The organism is Mesorhizobium sp. C120A (assembly GCF_030323105.1).
Taxonomy (GTDB): Bacteria; Pseudomonadota; Alphaproteobacteria; order Rhizobiales; family Rhizobiaceae; genus Mesorhizobium.
The window spans coordinates 6,500,581-6,518,025 of the sequence record NZ_CP100476.1 but is presented as its reverse complement, the minus strand read 5'-3'; the positions used below and the strand labels follow the sequence as shown (position 1 = coordinate 6,518,025).

At 62.8% G+C, this 17,445-nt stretch carries 15 protein-coding genes and 1 pseudogene; 13 read left to right on the top strand and 3 right to left on the bottom strand.

The genetic code is table 11. From position 1 onward, the window contains the following. Positions 1-157: 157 nt before the first annotated feature. The 8 genes and pseudogenes from NL532_RS31520 to NL532_RS31485 all read left to right on the top strand — a co-directional run bounded on the left by NL532_RS31520 (position 158) and on the right by NL532_RS31485 (position 9,113). A complete protein-coding gene (locus tag NL532_RS31520) occupies positions 158-676 on the top strand; it encodes an A24 family peptidase (RefSeq protein ID WP_023823746.1) in 519 nt (172 codons plus the stop codon). 206 nt (positions 677-882) lie between these two features. Then, positions 883-1,695: a Flp pilus assembly protein CpaB gene (cpaB, locus tag NL532_RS31515; RefSeq protein WP_023688721.1), complete on the top strand. Its 813-nt coding sequence runs from the start codon at positions 883-885 to the stop codon at positions 1,693-1,695. Beyond that, on the top strand, positions 1,692-3,203 hold the full coding sequence (locus NL532_RS31510; protein WP_023823744.1) for a type II and III secretion system protein family protein: 1,512 nt from the start codon (positions 1,692-1,694) through the stop codon (positions 3,201-3,203). Before cpaB ends, NL532_RS31510 begins: the two co-directional genes overlap by 4 nt. Positions 3,204-3,216: 13 nt before the next feature. Further along, entirely contained in the window at positions 3,217-3,954 is a 738-nt protein-coding gene (locus tag NL532_RS31505) for a CpaD family pilus assembly protein (protein WP_023828443.1), read from the top strand. Between the two features lie 55 nt (positions 3,955-4,009). Continuing rightward, positions 4,010-5,292 (top strand): annotated as a pseudogene (locus tag NL532_RS31500) (CpaE/TadZ family protein). 86 nt (positions 5,293-5,378) lie between these two features. Next, positions 5,379-6,887: a TadA family conjugal transfer-associated ATPase gene (locus NL532_RS31495; protein WP_023688717.1), complete on the top strand. Its 1,509-nt coding sequence runs from the start codon at positions 5,379-5,381 to the stop codon at positions 6,885-6,887. A gap of 155 nt (positions 6,888-7,042) precedes the next feature. Then, positions 7,043-8,056 (top strand): type II secretion system F family protein, encoded by a 1,014-nt coding sequence (locus NL532_RS31490; protein ID WP_023669592.1) that lies wholly within the window; start codon positions 7,043-7,045, stop codon positions 8,054-8,056. Between the two features lie 40 nt (positions 8,057-8,096). Next, a complete protein-coding gene (locus tag NL532_RS31485; protein ID WP_023692560.1) occupies positions 8,097-9,113 on the top strand; it encodes a type II secretion system F family protein in 1,017 nt (338 codons plus the stop codon). Positions 9,114-9,226: 113 nt separating this feature from the next. Here NL532_RS31485 and NL532_RS31480 read toward each other — a convergent pair whose 3' ends face one another. Beyond that, entirely contained in the window at positions 9,227-10,048 is an 822-nt protein-coding gene (locus NL532_RS31480; protein WP_023755151.1) for a tetratricopeptide repeat protein, read from the bottom strand. A 239-nt stretch (positions 10,049-10,287) separates the two neighbouring features. On the opposite strand from NL532_RS31480, the gene NL532_RS31475 reads away from it, so the two are divergent. The 3 genes from NL532_RS31475 to NL532_RS31465 all read left to right on the top strand — a co-directional run bounded on the left by NL532_RS31475 (position 10,288) and on the right by NL532_RS31465 (position 12,952). Then, a complete protein-coding gene (locus tag NL532_RS31475) occupies positions 10,288-11,649 on the top strand; it encodes a leucyl aminopeptidase family protein (RefSeq protein ID WP_023755150.1) in 1,362 nt (453 codons plus the stop codon). Positions 11,650-11,711: 62 nt separating this feature from the next. Continuing rightward, positions 11,712-12,062, top strand: a complete 351-nt coding sequence (locus NL532_RS31470) for a MarR family winged helix-turn-helix transcriptional regulator (protein WP_023669596.1) — start codon at positions 11,712-11,714, stop codon at positions 12,060-12,062. A gap of 29 nt (positions 12,063-12,091) precedes the next feature. Continuing rightward, complete coding sequence (locus tag NL532_RS31465) at positions 12,092-12,952, top strand: C40 family peptidase (protein ID WP_023828442.1); 861 nt, start codon at positions 12,092-12,094, stop codon at positions 12,950-12,952. A gap of 141 nt (positions 12,953-13,093) precedes the next feature. Here the strand turns inward: NL532_RS31465 and NL532_RS31460 are convergent, their stop codons facing one another. After that, complete coding sequence (locus NL532_RS31460; protein ID WP_245260071.1) at positions 13,094-13,288, bottom strand: hypothetical protein; 195 nt, start codon at positions 13,286-13,288, stop codon at positions 13,094-13,096. On the opposite strand from NL532_RS31460, the gene NL532_RS31455 reads away from it, so the two are divergent. Further along, positions 13,196-15,700, top strand: coding sequence for a ligase-associated DNA damage response DEXH box helicase (locus NL532_RS31455; RefSeq protein ID WP_245270190.1), 2,505 nt, complete (start codon positions 13,196-13,198; stop codon positions 15,698-15,700). The genes NL532_RS31460 and NL532_RS31455 overlap by 93 nt on opposite strands. Next, positions 15,697-16,413 carry a ligase-associated DNA damage response endonuclease PdeM gene (gene pdeM, locus NL532_RS31450; RefSeq protein WP_023669598.1) on the top strand — a complete coding sequence of 239 codons (717 nt, stop codon included), beginning with the start codon at positions 15,697-15,699 and terminating at the stop codon, positions 16,411-16,413. Before NL532_RS31455 ends, pdeM begins: the two co-directional genes overlap by 4 nt. Positions 16,414-16,417: 4 nt before the next feature. On the opposite strand, the gene NL532_RS31445 is transcribed toward pdeM, so the two are convergent. Continuing rightward, complete coding sequence (locus NL532_RS31445; RefSeq protein WP_023828440.1) at positions 16,418-17,389, bottom strand: quinone oxidoreductase family protein; 972 nt, start codon at positions 17,387-17,389, stop codon at positions 16,418-16,420. Positions 17,390-17,445: the final 56 nt, after the last annotated feature.

Sequence of the window (17,445 nt, the reverse complement as noted above, 5' to 3'; positions counted from 1 at the left end):
CCTTTTGTCTTTGAAGATCGTTTGGCTTTGGTCTTTGCTGCGCCGCTTGGCGCCCTGACATTTCCCGGGATTTGCCCCGCATCAGCAGAACTCACCAATCCTTAACCCAAGCCGCCTAACCTGCAGCCATCGTTGCCTTTCCAACCATGAGAGACCGATGCTCAACGCGCTGATCTTCGTTGTCTTTCCGTTTTGCATGCTTTTTGCGGCGATCTCCGACGCGCTGTCGATGACAATCTCCAATCGGGTGCCGGTGCTGCTTGTGGCCGTCTTTGCCGTGGTTGCGCCACTGACGGGTATGGACTGGGCAACTTACGGCTGGCATTTCGCCGCCGGCGGCCTGGTGCTGGCCGTGACTTTCGGTCTGTTTGCGCTCGGCGGCATGGGCGGAGGCGATGCCAAGCTTTTGGCAGCCACGTCCATCTGGATGGGGCTCAACATTCACCTTGTCAATTACCTCGTCGCTTCGACGTTCATCGGTGGCATGCTGACGCTCGCCATTCTCTTCTATCGGAAATCGCCGCTGGCGACCTACACCAGTCACAATCCGGTCCTGCGCCATTTCGCCGACGAGATGAATGGCGTTCCCTATGGCATCGCACTCGGCATTGGCGGGCTGCTGACCTATCCCGATTCGCCCTTGATGGAATGGGCATTGGCAAGGTTGGCGACCTGATGTAGCGAACCTCCTCTGCCCTTTCGGCATCGATCCTGAAAAGAGGCGGCTTGGCCGCCTTTTTCATTTTGTCGGAGCATGGTCGTGTAATTATGTAAACCTTGAATTAATCACGATCGTAAGCATTGTATTAACCTTGTTTTGACGATTGCCGCTGCAAAGTCCGGCCTGGCTAGGTGGTTGCCTAAAGGCGAGGGTTCGGACAGATGCCAGCATCCCGACTGATCATTCTGGGCGTGGCGGTGGCCGCGGCGGGTGGTGCAGGTTATGTTGCCAAGAATATGGTGGCGGTCCCGCCCCAGCAGGTCGTCGTCGATGCCCCGCAGGCGCCGGCCATCGCCTTGCAGGATGTGCTCGTGCTTTCCGGCGACGTGCCGATGGGAAGCCCGCTTGAGAACAATCTCAGCTGGGAGTCCTGGCCGTCCGATGGCATCAATGCGAATTTCATCACCCGTGCCGCCGAACCCGAAGCGCGGGAGAAGCTGAAGGGCTCCGTCGCCCGCATGGCGATGTACACCGGTGAGCCGTTGCGGCGCTCCAAGCTGATCGGCGAGGGGCAGAGCTTCATGTCTTCGATCCTGCCCACCGGCATGCGTGCCGTCGCCACCGCGATCTCGGCCGACACGTCGGCAGGCGGCTTTATCCTGCCTAACGATTTTGTCGACGTCATCATGACCCGCAGATCCGACACCGGCAACGCCGGTAGCGGATTCACCACCGAGACCATCCTCAAGAACATCCGCGTCCTGGCGATCGATCAGACCATCCAGGAGGACGAGGAAGGCAAGAAGACCAGGGTCGGACAGACGGCGACGCTGGAGCTGACGCCGCAGCAGGCCGAGATCATCACCGTCGCCCAGCAGATGGCCGATCGCCTGACGCTGGCGCTGCGCTCGATCACCGACAACAAGGAAAAGGGTACCGATGAAGCCGACTACCTCGTTTCCGGCAATGGGCGGCGCGGAACGGTGCGGTTGATCAAATCGGGCGAAGTTTCCGAAGTAGGGGCAAGGAAATGAGGTTAGTCGCTAGACTGCCGGTCACCACGGCTGCGGCCATCGGTCTGCTTTTTCTCGGAGCCCATGCAAGTGGCCTTGTCGACGCCAAGGCCGCCGGAAAGAGCGTCGGGGTCATGGCCTCGTCGGCCACGCAACGTGTCAAGCTTGGCCTCAACAAATCGGTGGTCATCGATCTGCCGAGCGACGCCTACGACATCCTGGTCGCCAACCCCGCGGTCGCCGATGCGGTGACCCGCACCGCAAGGCGGATCTATCTGTTCGGCAAGTCGGTGGGCGAAACCAACATCTTCGTCTTCGGTCCCAATGGCGAGCAGATCGCCAGCCTGGATCTGGCCGTCGAACGCGACGTCGCCGGATTGGAAGATTATCTCAAGCGCTTCCTTCCGAATGCCGAGATCAAGGTCGAGTTGCTGAACGACAACGTCGTCCTGACCGGGACGGTGGACACGCCGCTCGATGCCAAGCGCGCCGTCGATCTGGCAACCATCTTCGTGTCCGGCGGTGAAGCGACGACCGGTCAGTATTCGCAGACCGCGGCAGGCGGCAATGCCAATGGCGGCGTCGACATCAACAATCCGGATGCCGAACGCCGGGTCTCGAAGATCGTCAACCTGCTGCAGATCATCGGCGACGACCAGGTGACGCTGAAGGTGACCGTGGCCGAAGTCAGCCGCTCGGTGATGAAGCAGCTCGGCGTCAACATGGTTGGCAAAGGCAGCTCCAACGGCATCAGCTTCAATGCGACCAGTGACACCTTCCCCGGCCTAGGCAAGCCGTTGTCGAGTTCGGGGGTCAATTTTGCCACCTCTGCTCTGCAGGGCTACATCACTGCGATGGAGCAGTCCGGCGTCATGAAAACGCTGGCCGAGCCTACTTTGACGGCCGTCTCCGGTGAGAAGGCGACCTTCAAGGTCGGCGGCGAGTACAATATGGTCAGCGCCGTTACAAATGCCAAGTCGGATGCCAATCAGAATGCCGACAGGGTTTGGACGGCTCAGAAAATCGAATACGGCATCGGCCTGGAATTTCAGCCTGTGGTGCTGTCGCCCGGTCGCATCAGCCTGAAGGTCAGGACGTCGGTTTCCGAACCGACCACCGAAGGCGCGGTCTCTTTCGGAGACACCAACGTCATATCGCTGCGCAAACGTTTGGCCGACACGACCGTGGAACTGCCTTCGGGTGGATCGATGATGATAGCCGGCCTCGTCCGCGACGACGTCAGGCAGGCGGTAAACGGCTTGCCCGGACTGACCAAGATCCCGGTGCTCGGCACGCTGTTCCGCAGCCGCGATTTCGTCCGCAACGAAAGCGAGCTGGTCATCATCATCACGCCCTATCTGGCGCGGCCGGTGGCGCGCAACGACCTGGCCAAGCCGGACGACAATTTCAACGCCGCCGGCGATGGCCCGGCCATGTTCCTTGGCCGCGTCAACCGCGTCTACGGCACCATGCAGACCGACAAGCCCAACGGCCGCTACCACGGCGTTGTCGGCTTCATCTACAAGTAAGCGGGGAGCGGACATGTCTCAGTCAGCATCGAAGGCCATAGCGGTCGCCACGACAGTGCGGTCCGGTGGTGCGCGGATCAGCCGATCGGCAATGCCGATCCTGGCGATCGCGATCGCGGCCTCGCTCGCCGGTTGTGCCAAGCGCGACAGCATCACGGTCGGGGCGATTCCCGATGATTATCGCACCACGCATCCGATCGTGATTGCCGAGAAGAACCAGAAGCTGGACCTCCCGGTCGGCGCCGGCGATCGCGGCATGACCGGCTCGCAGCGCGACACGTTTCTAGGCTTCCTTGACGGCTACGACAGGAGCGCTGCCCCGGCGCTGACGATCGCAACCCCGATCGGCTCGGCCAATGAGGTGGCGGCGACTGCCGCGGCGCGCGATTTCGCCAGGCTGGCGGTTGCCAGCGGCATCAAGCGAAACCGGATCGTGGTGACCTCCTACCAGTCGGTTTCCCCGGAAGCCTCGGCGCCTATCCGCGTTTCCTATATTTCGGTGAGAGCCCAGACCGACAAATGCGGGCGCTGGCCCGAAGACATCCTCGCAACCTCCGAAAACAAGCACTACGCCGATTACGGCTGCTCGTCTCAAAACAACCTCGCCGCGCAACTCGCCAATCCGGCCGATCTGCTCGGGCCAAGAAAGTCGTCCGATATCGACGCCGAGAACCGCGGCGCGGTGATCGACGTCTATCGCGGCAGAGGTATTTCGGACGAGTTCCTCGGCAGTTCGGAAGTGACGTATTAGGAGCGCCGGTCCAGCGTAGAGACCGGAAAGAGAAGTCACGGAAAAGAGCATAACGATGAGCAATCTTGCCTACGACACGCCCGGAGACGGCGGCGACAGCTCGCAATCGGATATTGCCGCGATGCAGGCGCTGCGGCCGGTGCCGCGTATTTCGATCCAGGCATTTTGCGAGACGGAAGGTGTCGCGCATCCGGTGGAGCGGGCCGGCGAGGATCGCCGCATGGCCAAGGCGCATCTGAAAGTGCATATGGGCGGCATCGCCACGGCGATCGAATTCTATCAATCGGCGCCGACGCCGAACCTCATCCTGCTGGAATCGCGCAGCGAACCGAAGCAATTGCTGGAGCAGCTTGCCCAGCTTTCAGAATATTGCGATCCCTCCTCCAAAGTCGTGGTGATCGGCCACTACAACGATGTCGGTCTCTACCGCGAACTCATTCGCTTCGGTATTTCCGAATATGTCATCGCACCGGTGTCGATGGCCGATATCGTCTCCGTGGTGTCATCGATCTTCGTCGATCCGGAAGCCGAGCCGATCGGCCGCTCGATCGCCTTCATCGGCGCCAAGGGCGGCGTCGGCTCCTCGACCATCGCCCACAATGTAGCGTGGGCGATGTCATCGCTGTTCAAGTCGGAAGTGGTCGTCGCCGATCTCGACCTGGCTTTCGGGACGGCCAACATAAATTTCGACCAGGACCCCGCGCAAGGCATCGCCGAAGCCGTATTTTCGCCCGAACGCGTCGACGAAGTCTATCTCGACCGTCTGCTTGCCCAGTGCGCCGAACATCTGTCGCTGCTCGCCGCGCCCTCCACACTGGAACGTGTCTATGATTTCGATCCCGATGCCTTCACGCAACTCATCGATACCGCCCAGCGCAGCGTGCCGCTGCTGGTGCTCGACGTCCCCATATCTGGACGGGCTGGACCAAGAACACACTGATCAAGGCCGACGAGATCGTCATCACGGCGACGCCGGAACTGGCCAATCTGCGCAACACCAAGAACCTGGTCGATATGCTGACGAGGCTTCGCCCGAACGATCCGCCGCCGAAGCTGATCATCAACCAGGCCGGCGTGCCGAAACGGCCCGAGATTTCCGCTTCCGACTTCGCCGAGCCGCTCAGCCTCACGCCGATGTCGGTCATCGCCTTCGACCCGTTGTTGTTTGGAAATGCCGCCAACAACGGCCGCATGCTGGGCGAGATGGATGCCAGGAGCCCGGTCGTCGGCATGATCAACGAAATCGCGCATGTCCTGACCGGTCGCAGCGAAATCAAGGCCAGGAAGAAGGCAGGCCTTGGCGGCCTGCTCGGCAAGCTCTCGCGTAACAAGAAATGACGCTCCCCTCCAAATCAAGAAGTAGAGCATGATGTCGTTCGAAAACCGCTTCGGCATCATGTTCTGGACGGAATTGGTAGTCGATCATGTTTGGTAAAAGAGGCTCCGACGACGGCGGCCGGTTCACCCCGGAGTTCCGTCAGCCAGCACCGGCGCCAGCGGCGCCGGCCACTGCAACGCCTGCGGACATGGCGGTACTTGCCCGGCCCGCGGCAGCGCCGCCTGGAGCGCCGGGAACCCCGCCAACTCGCCGTGCCGTTGAGGCGCCGTCGATGGCGCCGGAGCCGCCAAAAAAGATCCAGCGCGAAAAAAGTGAAACCTACTACGACACCAAGAGCCAGGTCTTCTCCGCGCTCATCGACACCATTGACCTGTCGCAACTCGCCAAGCTCGATCCCGAGAGCGCGCGCGAGGAAATCCGCGACATCGTCAACGACATCATCGCCATCAAAAATTTCGCAATGTCGATCGCCGAGCAGGAAGAGTTGCTCGAGGACATCTGCAACGATGTGCTGGGCTACGGCCCGCTGGAGCCGCTGCTCGCCCGCGACGATATCGCCGACATCATGGTCAACGGCTCCAAGAACGTCTACATCGAAGTCAACGGCAAGGTCGAACAGACCGGCATCCGCTTCCGCGACAATCAGCAACTGCTCAACATCTGCCAGCGTATCGTCAGCCAGGTTGGCCGCCGCGTCGACGAATCGAGCCCGATCTGCGACGCCCGCTTACCCGACGGCTCCCGCGTCAACGTCATCGCCCCGCCGCTCTCCATCGACGGCACCGCGCTCACCATCCGCAAGTTCAAGAAGGACAAGCTGACGCTCGATCAGCTGGTCAAGTTCGGCGCCATCTCGCCGCAGGGCGCCGAGATCCTCAAGATCATCGGCCGCGTCCGCTGCAACATCGTCATCTCCGGCGGTACCGGCTCTGGCAAGACGACGCTGCTCAACTGCCTGACCAACTATATCGACCGCGAGGAACGCGTCATCACCTGCGAAGACTCGGCCGAACTGCAACTGCAGCAGCCGCACGTGGTGCGTCTCGAAACCCGCCCGCCCAATCTCGAGGGCGAAGGCGAGGTGACCATGCGCGACCTGGTCAAGAACTGCCTGCGCATGCGGCCCGAACGCATCATCGTAGGCGAAGTGCGCGGACCGGAGGTTTTCGACCTGCTACAGGCGATGAACACCGGCCATGACGGGTCGATGGGAACAATCCACTCCAACAGCCCGCGCGAATGCCTGAACCGTATCGAATCGATGATCGCCATGGGGGGCTATTCGCTGCCGCAGAAGACCGTGCGTGAAATCGTCGTCGGCTCCATCGATGTCATCATCCAGGCAGCACGCCTTCGCGACGGCTCGCGCCGCATCACCCACATCACCGAGGTGATCGGCATGGAAGGCGACGTCATCATCACGCAGGATATCGTGCTCTACAACATCAAGGGCGAGGACTCGAATGGAAGGCTGCTTGGCGAGCACGTGTCGACCGGCATCGGCCGTCCGCATTTCTGGGATCGCGCCCGCTACTATGGCGAGGAACAGCGCCTCGCCAATGCGCTGGAATCGATGGAGAAACGCGCTGACTGACGCATATCGAGGTTGGAAGCAATTCCAGGAAAAGTGTGAAGCGGTTTTCCCGGGAAAAGCGCGTAGCGCTTTCCCTTGGGAATTGCGTCAAAACAAAGCGATAGCGCATATCGCCGTTTCCTTGAAACGGCGATATGCGCTGGGGACCGAGGTCGATGTTCGGAATTGACACCACCGTACTGGCGTTCATCGTGCTCGCCGGCTTCAGCGCCGGTGCGGTCGCCTATGCCTTCCTGTTCACCAAGATGAGCAACGAGAAGCAGGCCGGCAAGCGGCTCGAGACGATCAAGGCCGCCGAGACCGATCGTTCGGTCGTCAAGGCTTCGCGCGACCGTGTCGCGGAGGCGGTCAAGCGGCGTAAATCTGTCCAGGACACGCTGAAACAGCTCGACGAAAAGCAGAAAACCAACGAACTCGCCGTCAAGAAGCCGCCGTTGAAGGCCCAGATTCGTCAGGCCGGCATGCAGGTCTCGATCGAGCGTTTCTATATCTACTCCGTCATTTGCGGCATCGCGCTGACGGTGCTTGCCTATCTCGCCGGCGCGCCGCTTCTGGTCCTGCCGGGCGCTCTGCTGGCGGGGGCGCTCGGCCTGCCGCGCTGGTTCGTCTCGTTTCGCCGCGCGCGCCGGGTCAAGGCGTTTCTCAACGAATTTCCCAACGCCCTCGACATCATCGTGCGCGCCGTCAAATCCGGCCTGCCGCTCAACGACGCCATTCGCCTGATCGCCAGTGAATCGCCGGAGCCGGTCAAGACCGAGTTCCGCCGGATTGTCGATTCACAGCAGATTGGCATGTCCATCCCCGATGCCACCTTGCGCATGGCTGAAACCATGCCGTGCAGCGAGGCAAGCTTCTTCGGCATCGTTATCCAGATCCAGTCACAGGCCGGCGGTAATCTCTCCGAGGCGCTTGGCAACCTGTCGCGCGTGCTTCGCGATCGCAAGAAGATGAAGGCCAAGGTCCAGGCGCTTTCCATGGAAGCCAAGGCGTCGGCCGTCATCATCGGCGCGCTGCCTTTTGTCGTCGCCCTTCTCGTCTATCTGTCGAGCCCGAACTACATCATGCCGCTGTTCACCACCAGCACCGGCAATCTGATCCTCGGCTGTTCCGGCGTCTGGATGTCGATCGGCATTCTGGTGATGCGCAAGATGATGAACTTTGAAGTTTAGGCCGACCTTGGAAAGCTCGAAACGAAAAGACTGAAAACGAATGACCGACCAAGTCGTAAAATCGCTGACCGATCCTGCCTTCCTGATAGCGTTGCTGGTTGGCATTGCGGTGTTCGCGACCGTCTTCACGGTGCTGCCGGCCCTTGGTGGCAATCAGCTCAAGACTCGCATGAGATCGGTGGCGCTGGAGCGTGACGAATTGCGCGCCAAGCAGCGCGCGCGGCTTGCCAATGAAGCCGATCGTCGCCGCAAGGGGCTGCGCGAAGAGCAGTCGATCGGCATGCGCAACATCGTCGACAGGCTGGACCTGCGGCGTGCGTTGGCCGATGAAGGCACGTTGCAGAAGCTCAAGGTGGCGGGCTTTCGTGGCCAGAACCCGCTGACCCGCTTCCTGTTCTTCCGCCTGATCCTGCCTTTTGTCGGTTTCGCGCTGGCAGCGATCTATCTGTTCGTGCTCGGCGGACTGCCTGACCGGCCGGCCTTCGTGAAACTGTTCGTCTGCATCCTTGTCGCCTACGCCGGTTTCTACGCGCCGATCCTTTACGTCAACAATCGTGCCGCCAAGCGCAAGCAGTCGATCCAGGCGGCGTGGCCGGATGCGCTCGACCTGATGCTGATCTGCGTCGAATCGGGCATGTCGGTCGAGGCTGCCTTGCGCAAGGTCTCCGAGGAGATCGGTTCGCAGTCGGTGGCGCTGGCGGAGGAATTCGTGCTGACCAACGCCGAACTCTCTTATCTGCAGGAGCGCAAGCAGGCTTATGAAAACCTCTCGGCTCGTACCGGCCTGGAGTCGGTGAAGTCAGTGTCCCAGGCGCTGGTCCAGGCCGAACGCTACGGCACACCCGTGGCGCACGCATTGCGCGTGCTGGCCTCGGAAAGCCGTGACATGCGCATGAATGCCGCCGAGAAGAAGGCCGCCGCCCTGCCGCCGAAGCTTACCGTGCCGATGATCCTGTTCTTCCTGCCGGTTTTGTTCGCTATCATTCTGGGCCCGGCCGGCATTCAGGTCAGTCAGCGCGGCATCTTCGGCGACCAGCACAGTTCCTCAAGCCAGTAGGCCTCGTTGCGGCCATACAAAGTGCCGCATTGCCATGCAGTGCGGCACTTGTTTTTTCAGCTTTGATATGGGGACGGATTTTGCGCTGTGCGGGGCCGGCGCCCATGCGGCGCTCAGTTGGTCGCCGGCTTTGCCTTGTCCTGATCCTTGAGCTGGCTCCAGGCGTTCTGCTGGGCAAGCATCTGGCGAAGATAGGCTACATTGGCTTGCGCCTGTTCGGGCGAAAGCTCCTGCGAGGCGATCTTCTCGGCCTCGTCGAAGCGGCCCTGCAGTCCCACGACCAGCGCAAGGTTCTGGCGCACCCGGCTGTCGGCATTCGGTTGCCGGGCTGCCGAGCGCATATAGGTCTCGGCGGTGCGCAGATCGCCTTCCAGCACATAGGACATGCCGAGATTGGAAAGGATCGAGGGTTCGTTCGGCTTGAGGTCCAGCGCCTTGCGGTAGTTCTGGCGCGCTTCATCCTTCTGCCCGAGCTGGTCGAGAATGGCGGCCTCGGCGGACATCAGCCGCCAGTCCGGATATTCCGGTGTCTGCGCCCGGCGCACGGCGTCGAGCGCCGGCTCGAACTGGCCGTTGGCGGCCAGCGCCTTGCCGTAGGCGGCAAGCACGTCGCGGTCCTTGGGGTAGGCGATCGCCAGCTTGCGCATCACGGCAAGCGACTGGTCGGCATCGCCGTCCATCTGGAGCGCCGCCGCAAAATTTGTCGCCAGCCGCTTGTCGTTGGGGTTCTTTGCGTAGGATTCGCCCAGCCGCCCGGTCGCCCCGTGCAACTCGCTGGCCGACATGGTTTCCAGCGGTTTGCCGCTGGTGCGCCCGATCGAGCCGGTCGTGAGCTTGCTGGTTCCGCACCCGGCAACACCGGCCGCCAGCGCCATCAGCAGTGCCGTGGTGACCAACCGTTTGCCCGTGACGTTCATCCTGCGGTTGGTGGGCATCGGCACGGGGCTCTCCATTCCTGCGCGTGGCCATTCACGTGGCCATCTTCATCCCCGCAGAAATATTCTGTTAACCCTAACGGACAGTTAAAAAGCGAGCCGTCGGATCGGTGAACGGCCCGCCGGAAGCCTTTGGCCTGGCATGTCCAATGTCCGGCCTCTGTGCATAGATGTTGAAATCATCCGACGTCCCTGTCACTTGACTGAGGACGGCCTGCAAGCCTCCCGGAGACCATCGAATGCCTGTCGAACTCATCGAGACACTAAGCACTGCCTTGCCGGTCCATCTGGTCGCGAGGGATGGACTGGAGGCTTTGGCGCTTTCGCCTTCCACGACCGCATGGGCGGCCGCCAACGGCTTTTCCGGCGAAGCCGGCAGGACGCTGGCCCTGCCCGGCGACAACGGTTCCCTTGCCGGCGCTTTGTTCGGCGTCGGTGATGGCGAGGGGGCGCTGGCCGTCGGCATGCTGGCGAGAGCCTTGCCGGAAGGCGACTGGCATTTTGCCGCCGCTCCAGCCGAGCCGGAACTCGCGGCCATAGCCTTGGTGCTCGGCGGTTACGTCTTCACTCGCTACGGCAAGAAATCAGGCAAGGCGTTGCGTTTCGCGCTGCCGCCCGGCGCGGATGCGGGTCATGTCCGGCGAATCGCCGACGGCGTCTTCCTGGCGCGCGACCTCGTCAACACGCCGACCAGCGACATGGGACCGGACGAGTTGGAGAAGGCCGTGCGGACCCTGGCGGCCACTCACAAGGCCGAGGTGTCGGTGATCAAGGGGGATGATCTCCTGAAGCAGAATTTCCCGATGATCCATGCGGTCGGCCGGGCCTCGGTCGGAGCGCCGCGACTGATCGACATGGTTTGGGGACCGGAAGGCGCGCCGAAGGTGACGCTGGTCGGCAAGGGTGTCTGTTTCGACACTGGCGGCCTCGACATCAAACCGTCGTCGGGCATGCTCTTGATGAAGAAGGATATGGGCGGCGCCGCCAATGTGCTGGGCCTGGCCTCGATGATCATGGCTGCCGGGCTGAAGATCCGGCTGCGCGTCCTGATCCCGGCGGTCGAGAATTCGATTGCCGGCAACGCCTTCCGGCCTGGAGATGTACTGACCAGCCGCAAGGGCCTCACCGTCGAGATCGGCAACACCGACGCCGAAGGGCGGCTGGTGCTGGCCGATGCGCTGGCGCTGGCCGATGACGAGGAGCCGGAACTGCTGATCGACATGGCGACGCTGACCGGGGCAGCGCGTGTCGCGCTCGGTCCCGATCTGCCGCCTTTCTACACTGGCGACGAAGCGCTGGCGTCCGAACTGGCTGCGGCCTCGGTGGCCGTCGAGGATCCGTTGTGGCGCATGCCGTTGTGGCGGCCCTATGACGGCAGGCTGGCGTCGAAGATCGCCGACATCAACAACGTCACCACGGACGGTTTCGCCGGCTCGGTCACCGCGGCGCTTTTCCTCAAGCGCTTTGTCGAACGGACAACGGGCTGGGCGCACTTCGACATCTTCGCCTGGAACCCGTCCGATCGCCCCTACGGACCCGCCGGCGGCGAGGCGCAAGGCATCCGTGCACTGGAGCGGGTCATTTCGAGGCGCTATGCCTGACGCCCTGAGACGGCCACCAAAACTGAAACGGAACCGAAACAATTTGCCGTCATGCTCGGGCGATGTCGATTTCGATGCGTCCGAGCCAGGCGATGCGGCTGTGGCAGCAGGTGATGCTGTCGCAGGTGCGCGCCGGCGCGCCAGATCTCACCATGCGCCAGACGGCGATCCTGTTCACCATCTATCTCGACCCGCCGCCGCACACGGTGCGCGGTCTAGCCGCCCGCCTCAATGTTACCAAGCCGGTTATCACCCGCGCCCTCGACACGATGGGTGCGCTGAAACTGGTGTCACGCCATCGCGACGAGCTCGACAAGCGCAATGTGCTGATCCGGCGCACGGTCGAAGGCGCGCTCTTTGTCGAGCGCTTCGGGGATGGTATCGTTGCCAGGGCTCATGAACTGCCCATCTGATCAATCCATGAATTAGAACGAGTACCGATTTGACTGCCAGGGATGCCCGCCTCCACGCCTTCCGTTCCGACCTCGCCGATGCAAGGCTGAAAGGGGAGGTTTCGGCCGATCGCTTCGTCACCGGCCGTCGGGCTCGGATCACGGCCTCCGTGGCTGACGTGCGCAAGGCACCGCGCTCGGATGCCGGCGTCAACACGCAGGTACTGTTCGGCGACGATGTGCTTGTCTTCGAGGAAGCCGAAGGCTGGGCCTGGGTCCAGGCCGAACGCGACGGCTATGTCGGCTACGTCGGCGCCACCATGCTGGGCGCACGCGAGCATGCGCCAACCCACATCGTCACGGCGCCGCGCACTTTTCTCTATCCAGGCCCGGATCTGCGCTTTCCGATCAGCGGGCAATTGTCGATGGGCTCGACGGTGACGGTGAGGGGCGCTGCCGAAACGCGCGGCACGCACTATGCGCTGTTGCCTTCCGGCGAGGCGCTGATCGCCGGCCATGTGCGCCCGGTCAGCGATATCGCCGCCGACTATGTCTCGGTCGCCGAGATGTTTATCGGCACGCCCTATCTCTGGGGCGGCACCTCCGGCTTCGGCATCGACTGTTCTGGCCTCGTGCAACTGGCCATGCGCATGGCCGGCCGCAATGTGCTTCGAGATTCCGACATGCAGGCGGCAGGCCTGGGCGAGCCGCTCGATCCGGGATCCGATTATGCCGGGCTAAAACGCGGTGACCTCGTGTTCTGGAAGGGGCATGTCGCCGTTATGACCGACGCCGAGACCATGATCCACGCCAACGGCCACACCATGCTGGTCTCGCGCGAAGGGCTGAAGGATGCGGTTAATCGGATTGGGTATCTCTATGGCGGGCCGACTGGGTTTCGGCGGCCTTAGCGCCTCTTCCTTCGCCCCGTTCACGGGGAGAAGGTGCCCGAAGGGCGGATGAGGGGCGGCGCCAGCGATTGAAAGCTCGCGCTGTCCCTCACGTGCCTGCCGGCATCCTCTCCCCGTACGGGGTGAGGGCAACTCACCCGATCACCTTTTGTTCCGATTTTCCTTGGCGATCGCGCGCCGTCGCGCTACCTCTTTCGCGTGACCGAGCAGCCGCGCCTTGCCAAACAAAATGCCGCCGTCCTTCTGCCCGAGCCATTCATCAGATGGTTTGGCGAAAAAGGCTGGTCGCCGCGCGCTCACCAGATCGAGCTGCTGGCGAAGGCTCAAGCCGGGCAATCGGTGCTCTTGATCGCACCGACCGGCGCCGGCAAGACACTGGCCGGCTTCTTGCCAACGTTGACCGAACTGGCCAACCGCCCCAGACGCAAAGCCGGTATGGCACGGCGCGGCATCCATACGCTCTACATCTCGCCGCTGAAGGCGCTGGCCGTCGACATCGAGCGCAACCTCGGCAAGCCGGTGGAGGAGATCGGCCTGCCCGTCACCATCGAGACGCGCACCGGCGACACGCCTTCCCACAAGCGGCAGCGCCAGAAGCTGGCGCCGCCCGATATCCTGCTCACCACGCCCGAGCAATTGGCGCTGCTGATTGCGGCCGGCGATGCCGGGCGCTTCTTCGAGGATCTGCGCTATGTCGTGCTCGACGAGTTGCATTCGCTGGTGACATCGAAACGCGGCCATCTGCTGGCGCTCGGGCTGGCGCGGCTGCGCAGAATCGTGCCCGGCCTGCAGACGATCGGTCTGTCGGCAACGGTGGCCGAGCCCGACGAGTTGCGGCGCTGGCTGGTGAGCCAGAATCCGCCCAAAGGCCTGGCAAGTCCCGATATGTCTGAGCTCATCGTCGTAACCGGCGGCGCGAAGCCCGAAATCTCGATCCTCGATTCGGAAGAGCGCGTGCCATGGGCCGGCCATTCGGCGCGCTATGCGACGCCGGAAATCTACCGCGAGATCAAGCGCCACAAGACCACCCTGCTGTTCGTCAACACCCGCAGCCAGGCCGAGCTGCTGTTTCAGGAATTGTGGCGGGTCAACGAGGATACCTTGCCGATCGCGCTGCATCACGGCTCGCTCGATGTCACCCAGCGCCGCCGCGTCGAGAAGGCGATGGGAGACAATGCCTTACGTGCCATCGTTGCCACCTCGACGCTCGATCTCGGCATCGATTGGGGCGACGTCGATCTGGTCGTGCATGTCGGGGCGCCCAAGGGCGCCAGCCGGCTGGCGCAGCGCATCGGCCGTGCCAACCACCGCATGGACGAGCCGTCGAAGGCGATCCTCATCCCGGCCAATCGTTTCGAGGTGCTGGAGTGCCGGGCAGCGCTGGACGCCAACTATCTGGGCGCCCAGGATACGCCGCCGCTGGTCAATGGCGGGCTCGATGTGCTGGCCCAGCATGTGCTGGGCTGCGCCTGCGGAGCGCCGTTTCGCGCCGACGATCTCTACGAGGAAGTGCTGACAGCAGCGCCCTATGCCAGCCTCGACCGGCCGACATTCGACCGCGTCATCGATTTCGTCGCCACCGGCGGCTACGCACTGAAGAACTACGAGCGCTACGCCCGCATCCGCCTCAACAAGGACGGCATGTGGCGGGTCTCCAATCCCCGCGTCGCGCAGCAATATCGGCTGAACGTCGGCACCATCATCGAGGTGCCGGCGCTCAATGTGCGTTACGTCAAGGCCGGCAGCAAAGGCTCGGCTTCGCACGGCGGCCGGGCTCTGGGCAAGATCGAGGAGGCCTTCCTCGAAACGCTGACGCATGGCGACACCTTCATGTTTGCCGGCAAAGTGCTGCGCTTCGAAGGCATCCGCGAGAACGAATGCTTCGTCTCGAATGCGCCGGGAAGCGACGCCAAGGTTCCTTATTATGGCGGCGGCAAATTTCCGCTTTCGACTTACCTCGCCGAGCAGGTGCGCGCCATGCTGGACGACCCGCAGCGCTGGAAGAAGCTGCCCGAGCAGGTATCGGACTGGCTGCGGTTCCAGGCCGACAAATCGGTATTGCCCAAACGCGACGACCTCTTGATCGAGACCTTTCCGCGCGGCAACCGTCACTATCTCGTCGCTTATCCTTTCGAGGGCAGGCTGGCGCACCAGACGCTCGGCATGCTGCTCACCCGCCGGCTGGACAGGGCCGGCGCCAGGCCGCTTGGCTTCGTCGCCACCGACTACGCATTGGCCATCTGGTCGCTGGGCGATATGGGCGCGATGTTCAAATCGCGGAAACCTTCGCTTGGCGCTCTGTTCGACCAGGACATGCTGGGCGACGACCTCGAGGCTTGGCTGGCCGACAGCTGGCTGCTCAAGCGCACCTTCCGCAACTGCGCGCTGATTTCAGGCCTGATCGAGAAACGTCACCCCGGCCAGGAGAAAAGCGGCCGCCAGGTCACCGTCTCGACCGATCTGATCTATGACGTGCTGCGCAGCCATGAGCCCGACCACATCCTGCTGCAGGCGACGCGCGCCGACGCGGCGACCGGTCTGCTCGATGTCAGCAGACTTGCCGACATGCTCTCGCGTATCCAGGGTCGAATCGTGCATAAGGCACTCGAACAGATATCGCCGCTGGCCGTGCCGATCATGCTCGAAATCGGCAAGATGCCGGTGAACGGCGAGGCCGACGAAACGCTGCTGATGGATGCCGCGACTTTGGTCGAGGAAGCCATGGGTCCTGGGATGGTTGAGGAATGAATTTTTCGCTGGCGCGGGCATCGCTGATCGCCGAGGCCGACTTTGTCGGCATCGCGGGCGAGCGCGCGGTCTGTGATTCGCGCGGCGTGCTCTATTTCCCCGATCTGAGGCTGCTCGCGGTCTCCGACCTGCATCTGGAAAAGGGCTCGTCCTTCGCCAGGCGCGGCGCACTGATCCCGCCCTACGATACCGGCGCCACTCTGCTCCGGCTGCAGGCGGTAATCGCGGACTACCAGCCGGCCATCGTCATCAGCCTGGGCGACTCCTTCCACGACGGCGGCGGCGCCGAGCGCATGCATCAAACCTTCCGCGATCGGCTGGAAGCATTGATGGCCGGCCGCGACTGGTTCTGGGTCGCCGGCAACCATGACCCGGAAGCGCCGGCGGATTTGCCCGGCGAGACGGTGCGCGAACTCGCCATCGGCTCGCTGCTGTTCCGCCACGAGCCGTCGAAGATAAGAACCGAGGGCGAAGTTGCCGGCCATCTTCACCCTTGCGCCCGCATCGTCCAGCAGGGCCGCTCGGTGCGGCGGCGCTGCTTTGCCGGCGATGGCGGCCGCATGATCATGCCGGCCTTCGGCGCTTATACCGGCTCGCTCAACGTGCTCGACCGCGCCTATGCCGGCCTGTTCCGCCGCGAGACGTTGATAGCTTATATGATGGGCGCCGCGCGCATCTTCGCCATTTCCGGTTCGATGCTGCGGCCGGGCTGAGTTTCTACGGTATAAGCACGGTTGCGCCTGTCGTCTGCCGTGCTTCGAGCCGGCGGTGCGCCTCCGCCACTTCGGCAAGCGGCATGCTTGTGTGCACCGGGATTTTCACTGCGCCGCTGAGGACGACGCTGAACAGATCCTCGCTCATGGCGACGACGTCCTCACGCCTGGCGAGATGATGGAACAGCAACTGCCAGGTGGCGAACAGCGAACCCTTTTGCATCAAAAGCATGATGTCGAAGGGCGGGATCGACCCCGACGCTGTGCCGTAGCTGACGAAGGTGCCGAACGGCTGCAGGCAGTCGAGCGAGGCGGGGAAGGTCGCGTTGCCGACGCCGTCATAGACGGCGTGGCAGCCTTCGCCGTTGGTGACCTCTTTCACCCGTGCGGCGAAATTCTCTTTGCTGTAGTCGATGACATGGTCGCAGCCATTGGCGCGCGCAAGTTCGGCCTTTTCGGGTGAACCGACCGTGCCGATGACGGTCGCGCCGAGATGTTTGGCCCATTGCGTCAGGATGAGGCCGACGCCGCCCGCCGCGGCATGCACCCTGATGGTATGGCCCGCCTCGACGCGAAACGTGCGGCGCAGCAGATATTGCGCCGTCAGCCCTTTCAGCATCATCGCCGCACCTGTCTCGAAATCGATGGCGTCGGGCAGATGCACGACGAAATGCGCGGGCACGATGCGTTCTTCGGCATAGGCGCCGAGCGTCTCGACATAGGCGACTCGGTCGCCAGGCGCGAAGCCGCTGACGCCTTCACCGACGGCGACGATTTCGCCGGCGCCTTCATTGCCGGGAATGAATGGCAGAGCGGGCGGCGCGTATTCGCCGGTGCGAAAATAGATGTCGACGAAGTTGAGGCCGACCGCCCGGTTGCGTACGCGCACGTCGCCCGGTCCGGGCTGGCCGATGTCGACATCTTCGTAGGCGAGCATATCTGGCCCGCCATGGCGGTGAACACGGATCGCTTTCATGGTTTTCTTCCCTGCGCTGTTTCTCTTGAGTGTGAGATAGCGCGTGGCGAGATATC

Excerpts from the sequence above, each read along its gene's own strand:
- NL532_RS31520 (WP_023823746.1), top strand. The coding sequence starts at position 158 with ATGCTCAACGCGCTGATCTTCGTTGTCTTTCCGTTTTGCATGCTTTTT.
- cpaB (WP_023688721.1), top strand. The coding sequence starts at position 883 with ATGCCAGCATCCCGACTGATCATTCTGGGCGTGGCGGTGGCCGCGGCG.
- NL532_RS31510 (WP_023823744.1), top strand. The coding sequence starts at position 1,692 with ATGAGGTTAGTCGCTAGACTGCCGGTCACCACGGCTGCGGCCATCGGT.
- NL532_RS31505 (WP_023828443.1), top strand. The coding sequence starts at position 3,217 with ATGTCTCAGTCAGCATCGAAGGCCATAGCGGTCGCCACGACAGTGCGG.
- NL532_RS31495 (WP_023688717.1), top strand. The coding sequence starts at position 5,379 with ATGTTTGGTAAAAGAGGCTCCGACGACGGCGGCCGGTTCACCCCGGAG.
- NL532_RS31490 (WP_023669592.1), top strand. The coding sequence starts at position 7,043 with ATGTTCGGAATTGACACCACCGTACTGGCGTTCATCGTGCTCGCCGGC.
- NL532_RS31485 (WP_023692560.1), top strand. The coding sequence starts at position 8,097 with ATGACCGACCAAGTCGTAAAATCGCTGACCGATCCTGCCTTCCTGATA.
- NL532_RS31480 (WP_023755151.1), bottom strand. The coding sequence starts at position 10,048 with ATGCCCACCAACCGCAGGATGAACGTCACGGGCAAACGGTTGGTCACC.
- NL532_RS31475 (WP_023755150.1), top strand. The coding sequence starts at position 10,288 with ATGCCTGTCGAACTCATCGAGACACTAAGCACTGCCTTGCCGGTCCAT.
- NL532_RS31470 (WP_023669596.1), top strand. The coding sequence starts at position 11,712 with ATGTCGATTTCGATGCGTCCGAGCCAGGCGATGCGGCTGTGGCAGCAG.
- pdeM (WP_023669598.1), top strand. The coding sequence starts at position 15,697 with ATGAATTTTTCGCTGGCGCGGGCATCGCTGATCGCCGAGGCCGACTTT.
- NL532_RS31445 (WP_023828440.1), bottom strand. The coding sequence starts at position 17,389 with ATGAAAGCGATCCGTGTTCACCGCCATGGCGGGCCAGATATGCTCGCC.